General features: G+C 58.0%; 20 protein-coding genes and 1 riboswitch. Of the genes, 13 read left to right on the forward strand and 7 right to left on the reverse strand.

The annotated features are described in order from the left end of the window. Positions 1-5 precede the first annotated feature (5 nt). From ACSQ3H_RS08335 to ACSQ3H_RS08345, 3 genes are all read right to left on the reverse strand, one after another. On the reverse strand, positions 6-1,841 hold the full coding sequence (locus ACSQ3H_RS08335) for a monovalent cation:proton antiporter-2 (CPA2) family protein (protein WP_436116617.1): 1,836 nt from the start codon (positions 1,839-1,841) through the stop codon (positions 6-8). A gap of 127 nt (positions 1,842-1,968) precedes the next feature. After that, the gene (locus tag ACSQ3H_RS08340; protein ID WP_436116618.1) at positions 1,969-2,820 is read right to left on the reverse strand and encodes an amidohydrolase family protein; all 852 of its coding nucleotides are present in this window, start codon (positions 2,818-2,820) and stop codon (positions 1,969-1,971) included. Between the two features lie 14 nt (positions 2,821-2,834). Beyond that, a complete protein-coding gene (locus ACSQ3H_RS08345) occupies positions 2,835-3,635 on the reverse strand; it encodes an IclR family transcriptional regulator (protein ID WP_436119386.1) in 801 nt (266 codons plus the stop codon). A gap of 175 nt (positions 3,636-3,810) precedes the next feature. Here ACSQ3H_RS08345 and ACSQ3H_RS08350 point away from each other — a divergent pair, with 175 nt between their 5' ends. The 12 genes from ACSQ3H_RS08350 to ACSQ3H_RS08405 all read left to right on the forward strand — a co-directional run bounded on the left by ACSQ3H_RS08350 (position 3,811) and on the right by ACSQ3H_RS08405 (position 16,149). Then, positions 3,811-5,127 (forward strand): sugar ABC transporter substrate-binding protein, encoded by a 1,317-nt coding sequence (locus ACSQ3H_RS08350; protein WP_436116619.1) that lies wholly within the window; start codon positions 3,811-3,813, stop codon positions 5,125-5,127. A gap of 190 nt (positions 5,128-5,317) precedes the next feature. Further along, a complete protein-coding gene (locus ACSQ3H_RS08355) occupies positions 5,318-6,214 on the forward strand; it encodes a carbohydrate ABC transporter permease (protein WP_436116620.1) in 897 nt (298 codons plus the stop codon). Position 6,215: 1 nt separating this feature from the next. Beyond that, positions 6,216-7,082: a carbohydrate ABC transporter permease gene (locus ACSQ3H_RS08360; protein ID WP_436116621.1), complete on the forward strand. Its 867-nt coding sequence runs from the start codon at positions 6,216-6,218 to the stop codon at positions 7,080-7,082. Between the two features lie 6 nt (positions 7,083-7,088). Then, a complete protein-coding gene (locus tag ACSQ3H_RS08365; RefSeq protein ID WP_436116622.1) occupies positions 7,089-8,186 on the forward strand; it encodes an ABC transporter ATP-binding protein in 1,098 nt (365 codons plus the stop codon). 5 nt (positions 8,187-8,191) lie between these two features. Beyond that, complete coding sequence (locus ACSQ3H_RS08370) at positions 8,192-9,304, forward strand: mandelate racemase/muconate lactonizing enzyme family protein (protein ID WP_436116623.1); 1,113 nt, start codon at positions 8,192-8,194, stop codon at positions 9,302-9,304. A gap of 4 nt (positions 9,305-9,308) precedes the next feature. After that, positions 9,309-9,638 (forward strand): L-rhamnose mutarotase, encoded by a 330-nt coding sequence (locus ACSQ3H_RS08375; RefSeq protein ID WP_436116624.1) that lies wholly within the window; start codon positions 9,309-9,311, stop codon positions 9,636-9,638. A gap of 10 nt (positions 9,639-9,648) precedes the next feature. Continuing rightward, on the forward strand, positions 9,649-10,722 hold the full coding sequence (locus ACSQ3H_RS08380; protein WP_436119387.1) for a Gfo/Idh/MocA family protein: 1,074 nt from the start codon (positions 9,649-9,651) through the stop codon (positions 10,720-10,722). Beyond that, positions 10,723-11,178 (forward strand): MaoC/PaaZ C-terminal domain-containing protein, encoded by a 456-nt coding sequence (locus tag ACSQ3H_RS08385; protein WP_436116625.1) that lies wholly within the window; start codon positions 10,723-10,725, stop codon positions 11,176-11,178. Positions 11,179-11,197: 19 nt separating this feature from the next. Continuing rightward, complete coding sequence (locus tag ACSQ3H_RS08390; protein ID WP_436116626.1) at positions 11,198-11,932, forward strand: SDR family oxidoreductase; 735 nt, start codon at positions 11,198-11,200, stop codon at positions 11,930-11,932. A 21-nt stretch (positions 11,933-11,953) separates the two neighbouring features. After that, positions 11,954-13,231, forward strand: a complete 1,278-nt coding sequence (locus tag ACSQ3H_RS08395) for an L-fuconate dehydratase (protein WP_436116627.1) — start codon at positions 11,954-11,956, stop codon at positions 13,229-13,231. A gap of 124 nt (positions 13,232-13,355) precedes the next feature. Continuing rightward, positions 13,356-13,699: riboswitch (cobalamin riboswitch) on the forward strand. Positions 13,700-13,816: 117 nt separating this feature from the next. Further along, on the forward strand, positions 13,817-15,058 hold the full coding sequence (locus tag ACSQ3H_RS08400; protein ID WP_436116628.1) for an aromatic ring-hydroxylating oxygenase subunit alpha: 1,242 nt from the start codon (positions 13,817-13,819) through the stop codon (positions 15,056-15,058). Between the two features lie 5 nt (positions 15,059-15,063). Beyond that, positions 15,064-16,149, forward strand: coding sequence for a 2Fe-2S iron-sulfur cluster-binding protein (locus ACSQ3H_RS08405; RefSeq protein WP_436116629.1), 1,086 nt, complete (start codon positions 15,064-15,066; stop codon positions 16,147-16,149). 7 nt (positions 16,150-16,156) lie between these two features. Here ACSQ3H_RS08405 and ACSQ3H_RS08410 read toward each other — a convergent pair whose 3' ends face one another. Genes ACSQ3H_RS08410 through ACSQ3H_RS08425 form a run of 4 tightly spaced genes read right to left on the reverse strand, consistent with a single transcriptional unit; the run spans position 16,157 to position 19,649 of the window. Continuing rightward, the gene (locus ACSQ3H_RS08410) at positions 16,157-16,954 is read right to left on the reverse strand and encodes a 3-methyl-2-oxobutanoate hydroxymethyltransferase (protein WP_436116630.1); all 798 of its coding nucleotides are present in this window, start codon (positions 16,952-16,954) and stop codon (positions 16,157-16,159) included. Positions 16,955-16,962: 8 nt separating this feature from the next. Then, entirely contained in the window at positions 16,963-18,201 is a 1,239-nt protein-coding gene (locus ACSQ3H_RS08415; RefSeq protein WP_436116631.1) for an NAD(P)/FAD-dependent oxidoreductase, read from the reverse strand. Beyond that, positions 18,201-18,515, reverse strand: a complete 315-nt coding sequence (locus tag ACSQ3H_RS08420; protein WP_436116632.1) for a MocE family 2Fe-2S type ferredoxin — start codon at positions 18,513-18,515, stop codon at positions 18,201-18,203. The genes ACSQ3H_RS08415 and ACSQ3H_RS08420 overlap by 1 nt, the downstream gene beginning before the upstream one ends. Positions 18,516-18,545: 30 nt before the next feature. After that, positions 18,546-19,649 (reverse strand): fatty acid desaturase family protein, encoded by a 1,104-nt coding sequence (locus tag ACSQ3H_RS08425; protein ID WP_436116633.1) that lies wholly within the window; start codon positions 19,647-19,649, stop codon positions 18,546-18,548. A 136-nt stretch (positions 19,650-19,785) separates the two neighbouring features. Between ACSQ3H_RS08425 and ACSQ3H_RS08430 the strand changes: the two genes are divergently transcribed. Next, positions 19,786-20,817 (forward strand): LacI family DNA-binding transcriptional regulator, encoded by a 1,032-nt coding sequence (locus ACSQ3H_RS08430; protein WP_436116634.1) that lies wholly within the window; start codon positions 19,786-19,788, stop codon positions 20,815-20,817. Positions 20,818-21,013 lie beyond the last annotated feature (196 nt).

The following is a 21,013-nucleotide window of genomic DNA, read 5'->3' on the forward strand; positions in this document are numbered from 1 at the left end:
ATTCCTCAGTTCGCGTCGGCCTTTTGTGCGGCTGGCAGCACGCTTGCGGTCTCTTCGTTGAGGGCGCGGCCGGTCTGCCGCGGTTTGATCAGTGGCCCCGGAACCGGCGCGTTGCCCTTCATCAGGTCGCCGCCAGCCCCGATGCCGCCAGCGAGTTGCAGATCAAGGCGTTCGGCGTCGCGGCGGCGCACGTCGGCAGCGATATCAGCTGCCTCCTGCGGATCCACGCCGAGGCCGATCAAGGTGTTTTCGCCGAAGACCACCGCCGATTCGAATGTCTCGCGCATTTGGTAATCCACACCGATCTTGATGAGTTCGATCGTCGTGCCGCGATCGTAGGCGCGCGCATAAATCTGCACGAGCGGAAATTCTGACTTGACCAGACCGGCGATGGTCAGAATGGTTTCAGCCTTGTCGACGCAGATGAGCACGGCCTGGGCACGTCCAGCGCCCGCGGCATGCAGAATGTCGAGCCGGGTTCCGTCGCCGTAGTAGACCTTGAAGCCGAACTGCGCCGCAGCCTGGATCATTTCGATGTCATTGTCGATGATGGAGATATCGACGCCGCGCAGCAACAGCGGCTGGCTGGAAATCTGACCGAAACGGCCGAAACCGATGATCAGGACGCTACCGGATAAACCTTCGGCAACGTCAACGCCCTCGATCGCCTGCTCCTCCTTTGGCAATAGAAGGCGCAGGGCGAGAATGAAAAGCGGTGTCAACACCATCGAAAAGATGATGATTGCGGTCAGGATGGCATTGGCTTCGCCATCGAGAATGCCGACGGCGGTGGCGGTCGAATACAAAACGAAGGCAAATTCACCGCCTTGTCCCATGATGACCGCCCGCTCCAGCGCTTCGCGGTTGGAGGATTTGAGCAGTCGCGCGGCAATATAGATGCCGGCGCCTTTGACGATCTTGAAGGCCAGGACATAGAAAAGCACGGTGTGCCAGTTGGCTACGACGACGCTCAGGTCAAGCGACATACCGACGGCGAGGAAGAACAGTCCAAGCAGAATGCCGCGGAACGGTTCGATGTCGGCTTCGAGCTGGTGACGGAAGGTCGATTCGGACAGGAGCACGCCGGCGAGAAATGCGCCCATGGCCATGGACAGGCCGCTGACCTGCATAATCAGGGCGGCGCCCAGGACGACAAGAAGAGCGGCTGCAGTCATGACCTCGCGGGCACGCGATTGAGCGAGGAATCCGAACAGCGGATTGAGCAGGTACCTTCCTGCCAGGACGAGACCGACAATGGCGCCGATGCCGATCCCCATATCGATCCAGTGCAGGCCGCCGGTCGCCGTCGTGCTCATCGGCGCCAGAAAGGCGACAAGGGCGAGGAGCGGAACGATGGCGAGATCTTCAAGCAGCAGGATCGACACGATGCGCTGGCCTTGCGGCGAGGCAATTTCGCCGCGCTCCTCGAGTAGTTGCATGACGATCGCGGTCGATGTCAAAACGAAGCCGGCTCCGGCGACGAAGGATTGGGCAATGGGAAAGCCGGTAGCAATACCGACCCCGGTCAGGAGCAGTGCGCAAATGCCGACCTGCAGGGCACCCAGACCGAAAATATTCTTGCGCAATCCCCACAACCGGGATGGCTGCATTTCGAGGCCGATGAGGAACAGGAACATCACAATGCCGAGTTCCGCCACATGCAGGATTGTTTGCGGGTCAGTGAAGAATTTGAGGCCGAACGGACCTATGACCAGACCAGCGGCGAGATAGCCGAGAACTGAGCCGAGACCCAGGCGTTTGAACAACGGCACGGCAACAACGCCGGCCCCGAGCAGAACGACAACGCTGAGTAGGTCAGGTCCATTTATTTCCGCCGCCATCGTCTCTCCTGCTGCTTTGGCTTGATCTCGAGCCTCAGAGGTAAAGCGACGGGATGCAGCAGGCAAGTTTATTCATTGAGAGAAATTCGCGTTTGCGAAACACAACCTCCCTCATGGAGCCGATTCATCAGAGGTTCCAAATCCGGCGGGCGTTCCCCGAAAACAGTTTGGTCTTTTCATCCTGGCTGCAGCCAGAAAGCAGGGCATGGGTTGCAGCAATCCAGGTAGCGAGGCCGCCGCCGAGCGTACAGACCGGCCAGTCGCTGCCCCATACGAGTCGATCCCAGCCGAAACTTTCTATGACATGATGGACGTAAGGCTCCAGCGTTTCGACGCGCCAAGTCTCTGCATCCGCATAGGCGACCACCCCGGAAATCTTGGCGGTGACATTCGGACGTTTCGCAATATCGGTAATCTTGCCGCGCCATTCGTCGAGGCCATCGCCGCCCTTAATGTCCGGAACGCCGCAATGGTCGAGGATGAACTGCACATCCGGGGCAAGATCGACAAGCGCGATGGCCTTGTCGATCTGCCGCGGCAGGACGCAAAGATCGAAGGTAAGCCCCGTGCCGCCAAGCTTCTGAATGTTCTCGCGGAAGAGCGGATGTTCCGAGAGTTCGTCGGGCATGACGTGCAGCACGCGGCGGAAGCCCTTTACCAGAGGGTTGATCTGTTGACGCTCAAGGAAAATCCTAAAGCCATGCTCTTCCGGACGGCAGGCCGAGATTGCACCGGCAATCAGGCTGCCACCGCGCCTCGCGAGACCCGCAATATAATCCGTCTCCGCCTGGATGTCCGTAGGGGCGACATCGACTTCCATGTGCAACGCATGAGTGATCCCGGCGCGATGGGCCTGAAGCGCATATTTCTCATAAAGAAAATTGCGGTTCAGCGCTTCGGAGCCCGACAACCAGGGATAGGACAGCGCCGACTGGTCAATGAGATGCAGGTGGGTGTCGATCAATGGGGTGACTGCCATGCGATCCTCCTCGCTCAGGCTTGGCGCAGCACACTGGAATGTATCACATCCGCGCCCGAGAGTTCCGACAGCTTCTGCGCCGTTGCGACAAGCATTTTGCAAGCTTCGTTCACGTTCGGCGCATCGGGCATATTGAGCAGTTGAATATAGGGACAGGTCAACGCGGCAATCGCCCTCCCGTCGGGCCCCAACACAGGTGCGGAAACGTTGAAAACGCCAGCTGTTTGTGCGCTCGGCATGATCTCGTAGCCACGCTCGCGGATCTGGTTGAGACGCTCACGGAAATCCGGTGGCTGGGCGATATCGTCGGCATGCTGCTCATATTCGGCTATCATCAAGGCCCGCTCTTCATTGGAACGGAATGCCAGAAGGACGTGGCCGGAACCGGTGTTGAACAGGCTGATATGCGAGCCGACCCGAATTGAAATGCCCCAATAATCCGGCGCTTCCTGCTGGGCGATTACCACCGCCGCGCCGCGGTCGAAAACGCTGAGCTGATTGGCCTGTTTCGACATTACCGCGAGTTCGCGCATCAGTGGTGTCGCATAGGAAGCGAGGCGGCGGACAGGCGCGTGCAACTGGGCAAGACCGAACAGTTTCAACGTCAATGAATACCGATCGCCCTCAAGCCGCGTCACATATCCCCTGCGCACGAGGCGATCGAGCATACGATAAAATTCGTTGGGGCTGCGGCCGAGGAATTTGGCGATTTCCGCCTGGGTGAGGCCGCCATCGATACCGGAAAGAAGCTCGAGAATGTCCAAACCCTTATCAAGCGCAGGCGCGCGATAACGATCGCTGTCGTCGTCTTCCATCATACCAAGTCTCTCCCTCATCCCCACTCATATACGAAGACGATATTCGTAGGAAAGCAGTTTCCATGCTTGACGGTCAAGCGCATAAATGTTTGTATATGAATGAAACGCTCATATGTGGGTGTTGCACAATTGCGAGAGCCGGGGAGCGGCCGCTCGATCACGGGAGGGAACCATGAAAAACCTGTTGGCCAGCGTTTCGGCTGGCGTTATTGCAATTTTCAGCGCGCAAGCTGCACTTGGTGCGGACCTGCCGGGAAAATTCGAGGGCGTGACGATCGACGCCAAGCTTATCGGCGGCCAGCAATATGAGCCGCTCTACGAGCGTATCGGTGAGTGGGAAAAGCTGACTGGCGCCAAGGTCAACATCCTGTCGAAGAAGAATCATTTCGAACTCGACAAGGAGATCAAGTCCGACATCGCTTCGGGCAGTCTGAATTGGTGCGTTGGCTCAAACCACTCATCATTTGCACCGCAATATCCCGATATCTACACCGATCTGAACAAACTGCTTCCGGCGGAAGAAATCGCCGCTTTCGTTCCCACGAACATCAAGTCCTCGACGCTGGACGGCAAGCTGGTCATGCTGCCGCGTGCGCAGTTCGACGTTTCGGCGCTCTATTACCAGAAGAGCATTTATGCGGATGAGGCCAACAAGAAGGCCTTCAAGGAAAAGTACGGTTATGATCTGACGCCGCCGGACACCTGGCAACAGGTCAGTGACCAGGCGATTTTCTTCACCAAGGCGCCGGACTTCTACGGCACGCAATTTGCCGGCAAGGAAGAGGCAATCAACGGCCGTTTCTATGAAATGCTGGTTGCCGACGGTGGCGAGTACATCGACAAGGATGGCAAACCTGCATTCAACTCTGAAGCAGGCGTCAAGGCGCTCGACTGGTTCGTCAATCTTTACAAAGCGAAAGCCGTTCCGGCAGGTACGACCAATTATCTTTGGGACGACCTCGGCCAGGGCTTCGCCTCCGGTTCCATCGCCATCAACTTGGACTGGCCGGGCTGGGCCAGCTTCTTCAACGATCCAAAGTCGTCAAAGGTTGCCGGCAATGTCGGCGTCAAGGTTGCGCCTGCCGGCTCGTCCGGCAAGCGCACTGGCTGGTCCGGTCATCACGGTTTCTCGGTGACGGAAGCCTGCGCCCACAAGGATGCAGCGGCGTCGCTCGTCTGGTGGCTGACCAACGAGGACAGCCAGAAGCTCGAAGCCAAGGCTGGACCTTTGCCGACACGCACGGCAGTCTGGGCATGGGACATCGAGCAGGCGAAGGGCGATCCTTACAAGACCGAAGTGCTGAATGCCTTCCAGGAAGAAGCAAAGAACGCTTTCCCGGTTCCACCGCTGGCTGAATGGATCGAGATCTCCAATGCTGTCTATCCAGAACTCCAGGCGGCTATTCTCGGCGACAAGACATCGAAGGAAGCGCTCGACACCGCTGCCGAGAAAGCAACTGATATCCTGAAGGATGCCGGCAAGCTTTGAAGGCAAGCACTGCGGTCCCTCTCTCTTGTGGGGAGGGAGGGACCGCAGGTCCGGGGAGGGGTTTTTTTGACCAGCGCGGCTAATTCAACAACGAAATAAGTAAGTCCCTCCCGGCTGCTTCGCAGCTTTCCTCCTTACAAGGGAGAGGGCGCGAAGCGGCGAAGCAGAGATCAAAAGGCCAATTTTTCAGATGAGATTTCCCAAACTATCAGCGCCGACGCTTTTGCTGCTGCCTGCTATCATCGTTCTCGCCGCTGTCATCGTGCTGCCGCTACTGTTCTCACTCTATTCGAGCTTCACGCCATTCCGCTTGACCAAGCCGGAATCGATCTGGATATTCATCGGCTTTCGCAACTATGTCAGCGTGCTGACCAATCTGGAATTCTGGACCGCTTTCGGCCGGACCGTTCTATTGTTGACCATTGCGCTCAACGCCGAAATGTTTCTTGGTCTCGGGCTTGCCATGCTGGTCAACAAAGCGACTCGCGGTCAGCGCATCCTGCGCACGCTGATGATGTTCCCGATGATGTTCTCGCCGGTGCTCGTCGGCTTCCAGTTCAAGTTCCTGTTCAATGACAATATCGGTTTCGTCAACAATGCCCTGCAATCGCTGGGGCTGACCACAAGCGCGGTACCTTGGCTGATCGACGGCAATCTGGCACTGTTTTCGATCATCATTGCCGAGGTGTGGTCGTCGACTTCCGTCTTCGCCATCCTGATCCTGGCTGGGCTGCTGGCGATGCCGCAGGAGCCTGTGGAAGCAGCGCGGGTCGACGGCTGCACGCCATGGCAGACATTCCGCTATGTCACCTGGCCCTATCTGATGCCATTCGCCTTCATCGCCATGACGATCCGGTCGCTCGATGTGGCGCGCGCCTACGACATCGTCAAGATCATGACCGATGGCGGGCCAGCCAAGCGCACGGAGCTGTTGTGGACGCTGGTGGGCCGCACGGCCTACAGCGATGCGCGCATGGGCCTTGCCAACGCTATGGCTTACATATCCATCCTGCTGTCGATCCTTTTCACCGTATATTTCTTCAGAAAACTGGCTGCCGCGCGCCAGCAAATCGGAGCGGAGTGGTAAGATGGACCAGAACAGTTCTCATCGTCTGAAACGCCGCGGCCTCAAAGTCCTGCACCTGGTCGGATTGTTTGTGGCCATGTTGATCATCTGCTTGCCGGGTCTTTGGATTGTCTTGAGTTCGCTGCGGCCGACCGTGGAAATCATGGCGAAACCACCGGTCTGGATACCACGCGATATCTCGCTCGATGCTTACCGTGCCATGTTCGGCGGCGCCGGACAGGGCGGTATTCCGGTGTGGGAGTATTTCCGCAACTCGCTGATCATCTCGATCACCTCGACAATCATTGCGCTGATTATCGGCATGGCGGGCGGTTATGCCTTCGCCCGCTACAAGTTCAAGGGCAAGTCAGGCGTATTCCTTGGCTTCATGCTGACGCGTGCCGTTCCCGGTATCGCTCTGTCGCTGCCGCTGTTCATGATCTTTGCCCGCATCGGCATCATCGACACGCATTTCGCGATGATCCTCATCTATGTGGCTCTCAACGTGCCGTTCACGATCTGGCTGATCGACGGTTTCTTCCGGCAGGTGCCGAAGGATCTGGCGGAAGCGGCGCAGATCGATGGCTGCACGCGCTGGCAGGCATTCTGGCAGGTGGAGTTTCCGTTGGCTGGCCCCGGTATCGCTTCGGCAGGCATATTCGCCTTCCTCACCTCGTGGAATGAATATGCGCTGGCATCGCAGATCACCCGCTCGGTGAATTCGAAGACGCTGCCTGTCGGCCTTCTCGATTACACGTCGGAGTTCACCATCGACTGGCGTGGCATGTGCGCCCTTGCGGTGGTTATGATCATTCCGGCGCTCACGCTCACTTTCATCATTCAGAAGCATCTCGTGTCCGGACTGACGTTCGGCGCGGTGAAAGGTTAACTCGTTATGGCTCCCGTAACACTAAAGAAACTGGTCAAGAGTTATGGCAATGTCGATGTGGTCCATGGCATCGACCTGGAAGTCAAAGATCGCGAGTTCATTGCGCTGGTAGGTCCGTCCGGCTGCGGAAAATCGACGACGCTGCGCATGATTGCCGGACTCGAGGACATCAGCGGCGGCGTCGTCGAAATTGGCGGCAAGCCGGTGAACGATCTGCCGCCGCGTGCCCGTAATATCTCGATGGTGTTCCAGTCCTATGCGCTCTATCCGCATATGACGGTACGCGAAAACATGGGTTTTTCGCTGAAGATCGGCAAGGTTGCGCAAGCCGAGATCGATACCCGGGTTAACGAGGCTGCCGCGATCCTCGACCTCGACAAGTATATGGATCGCCGTCCATCGCAGCTCTCCGGTGGCCAGCGCCAGCGCGTAGCGATGGGTCGTGCAATTGTGCGAAAGCCGGACGTATTCCTGTTCGACGAACCTCTCTCCAACCTCGACGCCAAGCTGCGCACGCAGGTCCGCACCGAGATCAAGCGTCTGCACGCGAGGGTGCAGGCGACCATGATCTATGTGACGCATGACCAGGTGGAAGCGATGACGCTTTCAGATCGCATCGTCATCATGCGCGACGGTTATATCGAACAGGTCGGAACGCCGGAGGAAGTGTTCAAACGGCCGGCGACACGCTTCGTCGCCGGATTTATTGGTTCGCCGCCGATGAACCTCAACGAGGCCACTATTGCAGATGGAAAACTTGTGTTTGCCGGTGGACAGACCCTGCCGCTGCCGATCGAGTTCCGTAGCAAGGTGGCGGCTGGCGACAAGGTGATTTTCGGCTTGCGCCCCGATGACATTTATCCAACCGGCCACGGACTGAACTCTGGTGAGGCCACCGATGTGCATGAGATAGAGCTGCCGGTATCGATTACTGAACCGCTCGGCAACGAGACGCTGCTATTTATTACGATGGCAGAGCGCGAATGGGTTTCGCGTATGCTCAATCCACGTCCCACGGGCGCCGGTGAAGTGGTAAAATTCAGTTTCGACCTGTCGCAGGCGCATTTGTTCTCGCCTGAAACCGGCAAAACCTTGCGGGGATAATAGCTATGGCAAAGATCGAAAAAGTTGAATTGCGTATGGTGGACTTGCCGCCGAAAGTGCTGCGCACCGATGCGATCCAGAGCTTTGTCAGCCAGGAAACGCCCATCGTCACCATCACCGACAGCGATGGCGCTGTCGGTACGGGCTACAGCTACACGATCGGCACGGGCGGTTCCTCGGTGATGCGGCTGCTTTCCGATCATCTGGTTCCGCGCCTGCTCGGCAAGGATGCCGATCAGATCGAGGCGATCTGGCGGGATCTGGAATTCGCCACCCACGCAACGACCATAGGCGCGATCACGGCGATTGCACTGGCAGCCGTCGATATCGCGTTGTGGGATTTACGGGCGAAGAAGCAAAACCTGCCGCTGTGGAAACTTGCTGGCGGCGCGAAGGATCGCTGCCCGCTCTACACGACCGAAGGCGGCTGGCTGCATATCGAAAAGCAGGCGCTGGTCGATGATGCGCTGCAAGCGCAGGCCAAGGGTTTCAAGGGAGCCAAGGTCAAGATTGGTAGGCCGCATGGTTCCGAGGATCTGGACCGGCTATCGGCTGTACGCGACGCTGTCGGTGCAGGATTCGAGATCATGACCGATGCCAATCAGGGTTTTACGCTGGATGAAGCCATCCGCCGCTCGCAGGTTTTGCGCGATGTCGATCTCGCCTGGTTGGAAGAGCCGCTGCCGGCCGACGATATAGACGGCCATGTGCGGCTTTCATCTTCAACGCAGACGCCGATTGCAATTGGCGAGTCGCTTTATTCGATCCGGCATTTCCGCGAATATATGCAGAAGCGCGCTTGCTCCATCGTGCAGGTGGATGTCGGCCGTATCGGCGGGATTACGCCTTGGTTGAAGGTAGCGCATACGGCGGAAACCTTCGACATGCCGGTCTGCCCGCATTTCCTGATGGAGCTGCATGTAAGCCTGACCTGCGCTGCGCAGAACGGCAGATATGTCGAATACATTCCGCAGCTTGATGACCTTACGCACACGCAGATGCGCATCGAGAACGGTTATGCGATTGCGCCGTCGGAGCCCGGTATCGGTATAGACTGGGACTGGGACGCGGTGAAAGCGCGGAGCGTTGACGAATTCACCACCGAGATACGGAGCTAGTATCATGCAACGTATGGGGATGATGATCGGGCTGAACGCCGACAAGATTGCCGAATACAAGCGCTTGCACGCCGCTGTCTGGCCGGAAATCCTCGAGCTGATATCGAGCTGCAATATCCGCAACTACACCATCTTCCTGCGCGAGCCGGAGAACATCCTGTTTGGAACATGGGAGTACCACGGCACGGACTTCGAGGCCGATATGGCCAAGATGGCCGACAACCCGAAGAACAAGGAATGGTGGGCCGTATGTATGCCTTGCCAGGTGCCGCTCGACTCCCGCGCCGAAGGCGAATGGTGGGCGATGATGGAAGAAGTTTTCCATCTCGATTGAAGGACGCATGATGAGTTTTGACCCCGCAACCTTGCAGCAGAGCTGGCCGCTACCGGCGAAGCCGCGCCCGATCGTGACCTTCGGCGCGGGCAGCATTGTCGGCGATGCGCACTATCCGGCTTACAGAAAAGGTGGGTTTCCGATTGCTGGGCTCTTCGACCCCGATCAGGCGAAGGCGCGGAAGCTGGCCGAGGCGTGGGCTGTCACGACCTTTAGTTCCGTCGCTGAGGCTGCTGCAGTAGAGAATGCGATCTTCGATCTCGCTACGCCACCAGCTCGCCATGCCGATGTGCTGAGAGCCCTGCCGGAAGGCTCGTTCGCACTGATCCAGAAGCCGATGGGCAGCGACCTCGCGGAAGCCTCCGAAATCCTGCGCATCTGCCGCGAGCGCAACATCACCGCCGCCGTCAATTTCCAGCTACGGTTTGCGCCGATGATGCTGGCGCTGAAAGATGCGATTGCACAGGGCTGGCTCGGCGAAGTCATCGATTTCGATGCCTGGCTGGCATTGGATACGCCGTGGTCGCTGTGGCCGTTTCTTGCCGATCTGCCACGTGTCGAGATTGCAATGCATTCGATCCACTATATCGACCTCATCCGGCAGGTCCTCGGCAATCCGCTAGGCGTGCATGCCAAGACACTGGGTCATCCCAACCACAAGGTAGCGCAGACCCGGACCAGCGCTATCCTCGACTACGGCGACAGGGTGCGCTGTTCGCTGTCGATCAACCACGATCACGAGTTCGGGCGCAAATTCCAGGCCTGCGAGTTCCGCGTAAGCGGCACGGAAGGTGCGGCCTATGTGAAACTCGGTGTCAATCTCGACTATCCGCGCGGCGAGCCGGACGAATTGATGATCTACCCGAAGGATGGCTCGGAGTGGGTCAACATCCCTTTGAACGGTGCCTGGTTCCCCGATGCGTTCGTCGGGCGCATGGCCAATCTGCAACGCTTTGCCAGCGGCGAGGACAATGCACTTGTGAGTTCAGTTGAGGATGCATGGCACACAATGGCGCTGGTCGAAGCGGCCTATCAATCCAGTGCAGCGCCGGCAACGCGGCTCGCACAAAAGCCGGAGGCGTAAATGTCCGAACAAGCGATCTATTTCGAGGACTATGAACTCGGCCATGTACGGGTCACAACCGGGCGTACCATCACAGAAACGGATTTTGTGGTGCATGCCGGCCATACGGGCGATTTCTTTCCGCATCACATGGATGCGGAATTCGCGAAGACCACACCTTTCGGCCAGCGCGTCGCCCATGGCACGATGATTTTTTCGATCGGTGTCGGGCTAACTGCAAGCCTCATCAACCCCGTGGCGTTTTCCTATGGTTACGACCGCCTGCGCTTCGTCAGGCCGGTTTTCATTGGCGATACGATCCGCACACGCGTAACAATAAGCGCCAAGGATGATGATCCGAAACGGCCCGACAGCGGGCGCATAGTCGAGCGCTGCGAGGTCATCAATCAACGCGACGAGGTGGTGCTCGCTGCCGACCATATTTTGATAGCCGAGCGTAAGAGCAAGGCGACGTAAAGCCGAATGGAGATTTGAAATGACTGGTAAGCTTGAAGGCAAGCGTGTTCTGATCACGGCAGCGGGGCAGGGCATTGGCCGCGCTTCGGTGCTTGCGTTCGCCCGCGAAGGCGCGATCGTTCATGCGACGGACATCAACCAGCAGCTGCTGGACGCGCTGCCAAAGGAGGCAGGCATCAAGCCTCGCAAGCTCGACGTGCTGAAGACGGACGAAGTCAATCGGGTGATTGGCGAGCTCGGCGCAATCGACATCTTGTTCAATTGCGCCGGGTTCGTGCACGGTGGCTCAATTCTTGAAATGCCGGATGCTGACCTGGACTTTGCGCTCGATCTCAATGTCCGCGCCATGATCCGCACGATCAGAGCTGTTTTGCCGGGCATGATCGAGCGTAAGGACGGCGCGATCGTCAACATGTCGTCTGTGGCAAGCAGCGTAAAAGGCGTGCCGAACCGTTTCGCTTATGGTGTGACCAAGGCTGCCGTGCTGGGTCTCACCAAGGCGGTTGCTGCCGACTACATCACGCAAGGAATCCGCTGCAACGCGATCTGCCCCGGGACGGTCGAAAGCCCGTCGCTGGAACAGCGCATGCGCGCCGGTGGCGACTATGATGCGACACGCGCCGCCTTCATTGCGCGCCAGCCCATGGGCCGTCTCGGCTTGCCGGAAGAAATCGCTGACCTTGCCGTCTATCTCGCTGGCGCAACATACACCACGGGTCAAGCTTACAACATCGATGGTGGATGGACCGTCTAAGGTCTCCACAGGAGTAATATTATGACCCGCATTACCGATCTTCGTGTTTTCGATATCCGCTTTCCCACCTCGCAAAGCCTCGATGGGTCGGATGCGATGAATCCGGATCCAGACTATTCGGCCGCTTATGTCGTCCTCGACACGGATGTCGATGGGCTTGCCGGCCATGGGCTGACCTTCACCATCGGGCGCGGCAATGAAATCGTCTGTCTCGCAATCGAGGCGCTGAAACACCTTGTCATTGGCTTGGAACTCGATTGGGTGAAGGGGAATCCGGGCCGCTTCTGGCACTTTGTCACTGGCGATAGCCAGCTGCGCTGGATCGGGCCGGACAAGGGCGCGATGCATCTGGCGACGGGAGCCGTGGTCAATGCGGTGTGGGACCTGCTGGCCAAGGAAGCGGGGAAACCAGTATGGCAGCTGGTGGGCGAAATGACGCCGGAGGAGATCGTCAATATCGTCGATTTTCGTTATCTGACCGACGTGCTGACGAGGGACGAAGCGCTCGAAATCCTGCACAACGCGGAGGCGGGCAAGCAGGAACGCATCGCTGATCTGAAAGCGACAGGTTATCCATGCTATACAACGTCGGCGGGCTGGCTCGGCTATTCCGACGAGAAGCTGCGCCGTCTCTGCCGGGAAGCTGTGGACGCTGGTTTCAAGCATATCAAGATGAAGGTCGGCCGCGACCTCGACGACGATATCCGTCGCCTCACCATTGCCCGTGAGGTGATCGGGCCAGATCGTATCCTAATGATCGACGCCAATCAGGTTTGGGAAGTCAATGAAGCCATCGACTGGGTGAACAAGCTTGCCTTCGTCAAACCGTTCTTCATCGAAGAACCGACAAGCCCCGACGATGTGGCAGGCCATCGCAAGATTCGCCAGGCCATCAGCCCGGTGAAGGTGGCGACAGGCGAGATGTGCCAGAACCGCATCATGTTCAAGCAGTTCATCGCCGAGGGCGCGATAGATGTCGTGCAGATCGATTCCTGCCGCATGGGTGGGCTCAACGAAGTGCTCGCGGTTTTGTTGATCGCGGCGAAATACAAGCTTCCGGTCTGGCCGCATGCCGGTGGTGTCGGGCTTTGCGAATATGTGCAGCATTTATCGATGATCGACTATGTGGCTGTATCCGGCGTAAAGGAGGGTAGGGTGATCGAATATGTCGACCATCTGCATGAACACTTCGTTGATCCCTGCAATATCCAGGATGCAGCCTATATGCCGCCGGTGTTGCCCGGCTTCTCGATCGAGATGAAGCCGGAGTCGATCAAGCAGTATTTGTATCGCCCGTAAAATAGATGTTCCTGAATGGTGAGATTCGGTGGCGGAAATGCCACCGTTTCTCGTTTCATGATGCGTGTCGCCTTGCGTAAATGCGATGTCGTTTCCGCGCCTATTCTTTTTTCATGGCCGGTGCTTTTATCGGGGCACTTGAGGTGCCGCTTTCTAGGGGAAGCGGAGAATTGGGAAGCCGGTCCAGGATGTGTAAATCCAGACCATGGCGGCCTGCAAATGATACCTTTCTGCGCTCCCGGGGCTCATGGACCCAAAAGTCCATTGCGCTCCGGTTCTCGAAAAGCATCATTTTCGGCTCGCCCTGATCTGAATTCCATCACATCCTTAAACCCGGCGCTGCCCCCGCAACGGTAGTGGAGTGAAACGCGGCAAAACAGCCACTGGGACCGCAATCCCGGGAAGGCGCCGTGAGGCCCGAAACGGCAACTCCAGAGCCCGGAAACCAGCCTTGAGGAAGATAAACCAACTGATCGCGGTGGGCGATCAAGGAGCATGATTTTGTGCAGGCGACGTTTGACTTGCGCGGAGGTTCTCCTTCACCACCAGTCAGTTCTTTCGCGGCTATAAGGGCGAGGACACGACATGGACTTAACGAACGAACTGCTCCGGAACCTCAAAAACCGGAAACCCGGCTACGGTCTCGAACAGGCCTTCTATTCCGATCCGGACTATTACCGTCTCGACATGGAAAACATCTTCTATCGCGATTGGCTGTTCATCGGCCATGATTGCGAAGTGGCGAAGCCGGGTAATTTCTTCACGGTCCAGGTTGGCGACTATCCAGTCGTCATTGTCCGCGACCGCCAGAAACAGATCAGAGCTTTCCACAATTCGTGCCGCCATCGCGGCTCGCGCGTTTGTTCTGCCGAAAAGGGCACGGCAGCGAAGCTCGTCTGTCCCTACCATCAATGGACCTATGAGCTCGATGGAAGGCTACTGTTCGCCCGCCAGATGGGCGACGATTTCGACGCCAGCCAACACAGCCTGAAAACGGTGCATTGTGAGAGCGTCGGCGGCTATATCTTCATTTGCCTCGCGCCCGTTGCTCCGGATTTCGGCCCAACGCGTGCTCTGCTCGAACCCTATCTCGCTCCACATCGCCTGACCGAAACCAAAGTCGCATTTCAGAGTTCAATCGTCGAAAAGGGCAACTGGAAGCTTGTCTGGGAAAACAATCGCGAGTGTTACCATTGCGTCGCCAATCACCCGGAACTGTGCAAGACCTTCCCCGAAGCACCCAGCGCTACCGGCATCCAGGGCTCCAAAGAGGATCCGGAAATGGTTGCGCATTGGGAGAAGTGTGAGGCAGTAGGCCTCCCAAGTGTGTTCCGCATCGCCGAGGACGGGCAGTATCGTGCAACGCGTGTGCCGCTGCTCAGCGGTGCCGAGAGCTACACGATCAGTGGCAAGCGTGCGGTCGGCAGGCAACTCAGCGATGACGTCAATGCCAAGCAGATCGGTTCGCTGCTGCTTTATCACTACCCGACCACGTGGAACCATATTCTGGGCGATCAGGCGATATCTTTCCGCGTGCTTCCCCTTGGCCCGAACGAGACGCAGGTCACGACGAAGTGGCTCGTGCACAAGGATGCGGTTGAAGGCGTCGATTACAATATCGAAGAACTGACACATGTCTGGCTCGAAACCAACAATCAGGACCGCCGTATCGTTGAAGAAAACGCTTTCGGCATCCGCTCGCCCGCCTATGAGCCCGGCCCTTACTCGGTCGAGCATGAAGGCGGTGTGCTGCAATTCCTCGAATGGTACAGCAACTCGATGGAAACGCGGCTTTCCGGCGACAAGAAACTCAGCAGGGTAGCATAGTGAACATGGGCCTTCCTCAAAGCTATCCGCACCTCGATCAGATGCAGCCGTGGAACGACCGTCTGCATCTCTTGGAGTGCCTGTCAATCATTGAGGAAGCGCCCAATGTGAAAACCTTCACCTTCAGGTCGGACAACCATAACTGGTTCCGCTACGAGCCGGGCCAGTTCATGACGTTCGAACTGCCGGTGCAGCCGGAAGCTGTCTTGCGCACCTTCACGCTGTCTTCCAGTCCGTCGCGGCCGTTCACCATTGCCGTGACGGTGAAGGCGCAGGACAGCAGTATTGGCACGCGCTGGATGATCGATCATCTGACACCGGGTGCGCGGCTGAAGGCGTTCGGCCCGCTCGGCGATTTCTCCATGCGGAAGCATCCCGGCGAGAAATATCTGTTCATCTCGGCGGGTTCCGGCATCACACCCATGATGTCAATGACGCGCTGGATGCATGATTGTGCGCCGCAAAGCGATATCAATTTCGTGACCTGCGCGCGCCGGCCCAGCGACATCATCTTCCGCAGGGAACTCGAATATCTCACCAGCTGCATGCCGAACCTGAAGCTCGCCTTCCTCATCAAGGAACACGAGATGGGTCAGGTCTGGACCGGTATTCGGGGGCGGCTCGAAGCGCCAAAGCTTCCCCTGCTCGCGCCAGACTTCAAGGACAGGACGATCTTCTGTTGCGGGCCGGAAGGCTTCATGCGCGACGTGCGGGCGATGCTGGAAGCGTCCGGCTTCGACATGGCCAACTATCATCAGGAAAGTTTCGGCCCTGCCGCCGAGCCGGTACTGCCTATGCTGGATGCGATATCGACCGAGGCTGTCGAAACCGCGGCGACGGTGACCTTTTCGATGTCGGGCATGGACGTGCCGTGTGCGGCGGGCGAGACGATCCTGAAGGCGGCGCGGGGCGCTGGCATTCGCATCGCGGCAGCCTGCGAGTCGGGCCTGTGCGGTACCTGCAAGGTGATGAAGATTTCCGGCGATGTCGACATGGACCACAATGGCGGTATTCTCGACGAGGAGATCGACGAGGGCTATGTCCTCGCCTGCTGTTCCAAGCCTCTCGGCAATGTCGAGATTGAAGCCTGATTAAAAACTAAGTATCAGAAATCTCTTTTAAAAATCGATCCAGCTCATCGCGCGGAATTCCGACGATGTGTTCCGGACCGGGATAGTTTTGCGACTGGACGTCAGCGACGAATTCGGAAAAGGCTGCGATCCTTTCCTGCTGCAGGCGATCATATTCGGCGGTGAAGTTGCGGTAGACCTTGGCGTGACGCGGATAGTGGCCGCGATTTGTGCCAAGAACATCCTGCGCGAAGAGGTACTGCGCATCGCAGCTCGCACCTGCGCCCATCGAGATCATGAACAGCGATGTGCGCTCGGAAATCGCTGTCGCAATCGGAACAGGCACGACTTCTATTTCGGCCGCGAATGCGCCGGCTTCCTCCAGCGCTTTCGTCTGCCGCCATATCTCCAGCGCACTTTGCGCCGTCTTGCCCACAGCCTTGAAGCCTCCGGTCCAGGTCGCCTTGGATGGGATAAGCCCGACATGGCCGCAAACGGGAATTCCCTCGTCGCGCATGCGGCGCACTGTGGCGAGGCTGGCGGCGCAATAAACCGCATCGCCGCCTGCACGCAACGCCTTGAACGCAGCCCGCATATAGTCTTCAGCCGTAATGAAATCGCCATACTCCAGTCCCGGCACCGTAAAGACTGAAGGCGCAGCATCGCGAAACTCCGGCGACAGCAGCGCTGGCGGCACGGACAGCATGTCGACACGGGCTCGCTCTGCCGCTTCGGCCTCCTCCAGCGTTTCTACGCGCAGCATGGTCAACTGACGCCGGCCTTTCAGCGCGAGTATGTCCGCTACGGTCGGTCGTTTGCTGTTCATGTCCCGCCCTATGCTGCAAGCAGTGATTTGAGCTTGACGTCCGATGCGGAGAGCTGTGCGGGATCCGGCCTTGCACCACGGGCAATCAACATTTCGGCGAGCCTTATGCCCTTCGCCACCGTATTGCCGGGACCAATGCCGCTGGCGGCAACAAGACGGCCGTCGGCAGCAAGGTGGAACAGAATGAAGGCGCCATCGCCGAGGTCGCGGCGGATGGTCTGCGTGCCTTCGTCCGAGAGGCCAGCCACCTGCAGGCCAAGCTCGTACTGATCGGACCAGAACCATGGAACCGATTGATGCGGCTCTTGCGCGCCGAGCATGTTGCGCGCAGCCAGAGCGCCCTGTTCCTGAGCATTGCGCCAGGCTTCGAGCCGCACCCGACGCCCGCCGTAGATGGCGAGCGGGAAAACACAACAATCGCCAGCCGCGTAGATGTCCGGATCGCTGGTTTGCAGCCAATCATTGACGACAATGCCGTTGCCTGTCTCAAGGCCGGAAGCTTCTGCCAGCGCGGTGACCGGGCTGGCGCCGATGCCGATCACGGCAAGATCGGCCAAGATTACGTCGCCGGTCGAAAGCGTGATCGCAACATTGTCTGCAGTGTCGGCAATGGAGACAATTCCGGTATTGCAGAGGATGGTTACGCCTTCGTCCCGGTGACGCGTGTCGATAACCTCGGCGATTTCCTGTGGAACGCCGCGCATCATGATGCGGCTTTGCGCTTCGATCACGGTGACCGATGCGCCGCGTTTGCGGGCGCTTGCCGCAAGTTCAAGCCCGATGAAACCGCCGCCGACAATGACGATCCGTGCGTCCGGTTGAAACCGCGCACGGATGGCGAGCGCATCGTCAAAGCTGCGCAGGGTGATGCAATGTTTGCTGCCTACCGCGAGGGGCAGCGGACGTGGAACCGCACCTGTCGCAAAAAGAAGACGCTCATAGGGGATTTGGCGGCCATCATCGAGGGTGACAGATTTGGCTTTCCGGTCGATTGACGACGCTGTTGAGCTGCCGATGAAGCTGATATTTTTTTCGGTGAACAGGGATTCGGCAGCTATGGTCCTTGGTATCGGATGGTCTTCCGAGACCATGGCTTCCTTCGAAAGAGGTGGGCGTTCATAGGGCAGATGCTTTTCAGTGCCGATCAAGATGACCGGCCCCTCATAACCATTCTCCCGCAGGGCGAAGGCAGCGCGAACTCCACATTCCCCGGCGCCGATGATGACCATTCCATTTTCCATGACCATTATCCCAGCTGAATCAATACTTTGCCAGACTCGACTTTGACTGGGTAGGTTTTGAGGTTGACACAGACCGGAGCTCCCTTGGCTTCGCCCGTCTTGTAATTAAAACGGCCATTGTGCTTGGGACATTCGATAATCTCATCCATCACCAGACCGTCGGCGAGGTGGATGTGTTCATGGGTGCACAGTCCGTCCGTTGCAAAAAACTCATCGTCGGGGCTGCGATAGACCGCAAAGGTCTTTCCGGCATGGTCGAAACGCATGACATCTTCTTCATCAATGTCGTCCGATGTACAGGCCTCTATCCAGTTGCTCATAACTCAATCCTCCCGGTCGTTTCTAGAATATTATTCCGCTGCCGCCGCCATTGGTTCGTCGTGAAACTCCCCTCGATAAGGCTTGGCTGTGGGCGGCAGTTCGCGCTTGAGGAAATAGTCCTCGTTGCGCAGCTGGCGCAGGAACGCCGGTACCATTTCACGGTAGCCGTGCAGGATAGACGGGTTCGCTGCTGGCAGATCATGCTTGATCATGGCATGCAACTGCGGCAGCGCGTGATAGGGCACCATCGGGAACATATGGTGTTCGACGTGGTAATTCATGTTCCAGTAGATAAACCGGCTGATCGGGTTCATGAGGACAGTACGGCTGTTGAGCCGGTGGTCGGTGACGTTGTCGGCAAGTCCGCCATGCTGCAAAAGGCCTGTGAGCACGTGATGCCACGCTCCATAGAGCCGCGGCAGGCCAACCAGCACCAGCGGCAGGATCGATCCGGTATACAGGGATAAAACGATGGTCGCTGCGTAAATAGCTGCCCAGATACGGGCGATCTGCACGACCCTTGGCTGTTCCTGCTCAGGAATGAAGGTCTTTTCCGCGGCACTAACGATGCCGAGAGTATTGCGGATCAGATCGCCCATGGCATGCCAGACATCCAGAATACCGAAGAAATTCAATGCGACACGCAAGAGATCCGGCGGTCGCATAACGGCAATTTCCGGATCGCGGCCGACGATGACCGTATCCGTGTGGTGCCGCGTATGGCTCCAGCGCCAGGTCACGGGATTGCGCATGATCATGAAGCAGGCGATCTGATAGACAGCGTCGTTCATCCAGCGCGTCTTGAAAGCCGTGCCATGGCCGCATTCGTGCCAGCGGCTGTCCGATGCAGACCCATAAACCACGCCGTAGGCGAGGAAAAACGGCACGCACAGCCAGGAGCCCCAGAAATAAACACCGAGGCCGGCGAAAACCACCATGCTGCCAAGCCAGATCGCCGTATCGCGGATTGCCGGACCGTCGGAGCGCTTCATCAGCTCTTTCATTTGCTTGCGCGGAATGTCGGTGTGATACCACTCGGCCGCAGCAAGACCTGACTCCACAGCTAACTGCGAGTCTCGGCCGATCAGGCTGTAATCGCGTCTTGTCGGTACGACGAGCCACGCAGAATTCATGTCGAGACCTCCCTCAAACGATGGGGAGACAATAGGCTTGGCTGCAACCCGCCTCAATCACAGATGATGAAATTCTATCATTTTCAATCAGAGATTGGTATAATTCTATGATAGATTCTATCATGGAGCGTATAAGGTGGCAAACAGGCCGACAATTGCGGATCTGGCGCGCGCGTCGGGGGTGAGCGTTGCGACGGTGGACCGGGTCCTGAACGGACGGTTGCCGGTGCGCGAAGAAACGGCGCGGCGGGTGTACGAAGCCGCCAACAGCATCGGTTATCATGCGGCCGGGCTGATCCGCCAGCGCATGCGGCAGGAATTGCCCGAATATCGCCTCGGCTTCCTGCTGCAGAAACCCGGCCATTATTTCTATCAGGAATTTGCGCGGGAGGTCGAAAACGCCGTCGGTCAGGCGCCGCATTTCCGTGGCGTTGCTGCGATAGAGTTCTGTGCATCGCAAGCGCCGGACGAGATCGTCGCCAAGCTGAAATCACTGGCCGGACGCTGCCGCTCAATCGGCCTCGTCGCGCCGGACCACCCGTCGATCACGGCCGCTGTCGATGAGCTCAAGGCAAAGAATATCCCGGTTTTCTCGCTGCTTTCGGATTTTGCGGCGGGTATTCGCGAGGGCTATGTCGGCGTGAACAATCGCAAAGTAGGGCGCACAGCGGCCTGGATGATCGCGAAAGCCGCCAAAACCTCCGGAAAAGTCGCGATTTTTGTTGGGAGTCATCGCTTTCACGGGCATGAACTGCGCGAGATCGGGTTCCGCGCGTTTTTTCGCGAAGAGGCGCCGGAGTTCACCGTGCTCGACGCGATGGTCAATCTGGAGACGCGCCAGATCACCAATGAGGCGATGTCGGAGCTACTCCGCCGCCACCCGGACCTTGCCGGCTGCTATGTGGCAGGCGGCGGAATGGAAGGCGCGATCGCCGCAATTCGCGAGGCGCAAATAGAACAGCCTCCGGTGATGATCGTCAACGAAATTACCCCGGAATCGCGGGCGGCGCTGGCGGACAAAATCGTCACCATGGCCATCGCAACACCCCTGCCACGGCTCTGTCGGGAGCTTACCGAACTGATGGGCCATGCCATCGAGCGCGGTGCCGCGAACGTCCCCGGGCAGACCTTTTTGCCGTTCGATATCTACCTTCCGGAGAACATCTGAGCGGCATTTTACACGCGGCCACAACTAAATTGCCCGCTGCGATTGAAATTCTTGCGCCAGAATCGAGGATTCATGCGTGAGAATCGCATATTCTTGCATGAGATTCGAACATTGTTGCGCAAAAGTTCCGTCGGATCCCGTGACCCTTGTTTTCTTTTTCTCGCGCATCGGAATCTATCAGAAATGATAGTTTTTC

It is taken from the genome of Phyllobacterium sp. LjRoot231, from assembly GCF_964253365.1.
GTDB lineage: Bacteria > Pseudomonadota > Alphaproteobacteria > Rhizobiales > Rhizobiaceae > Phyllobacterium.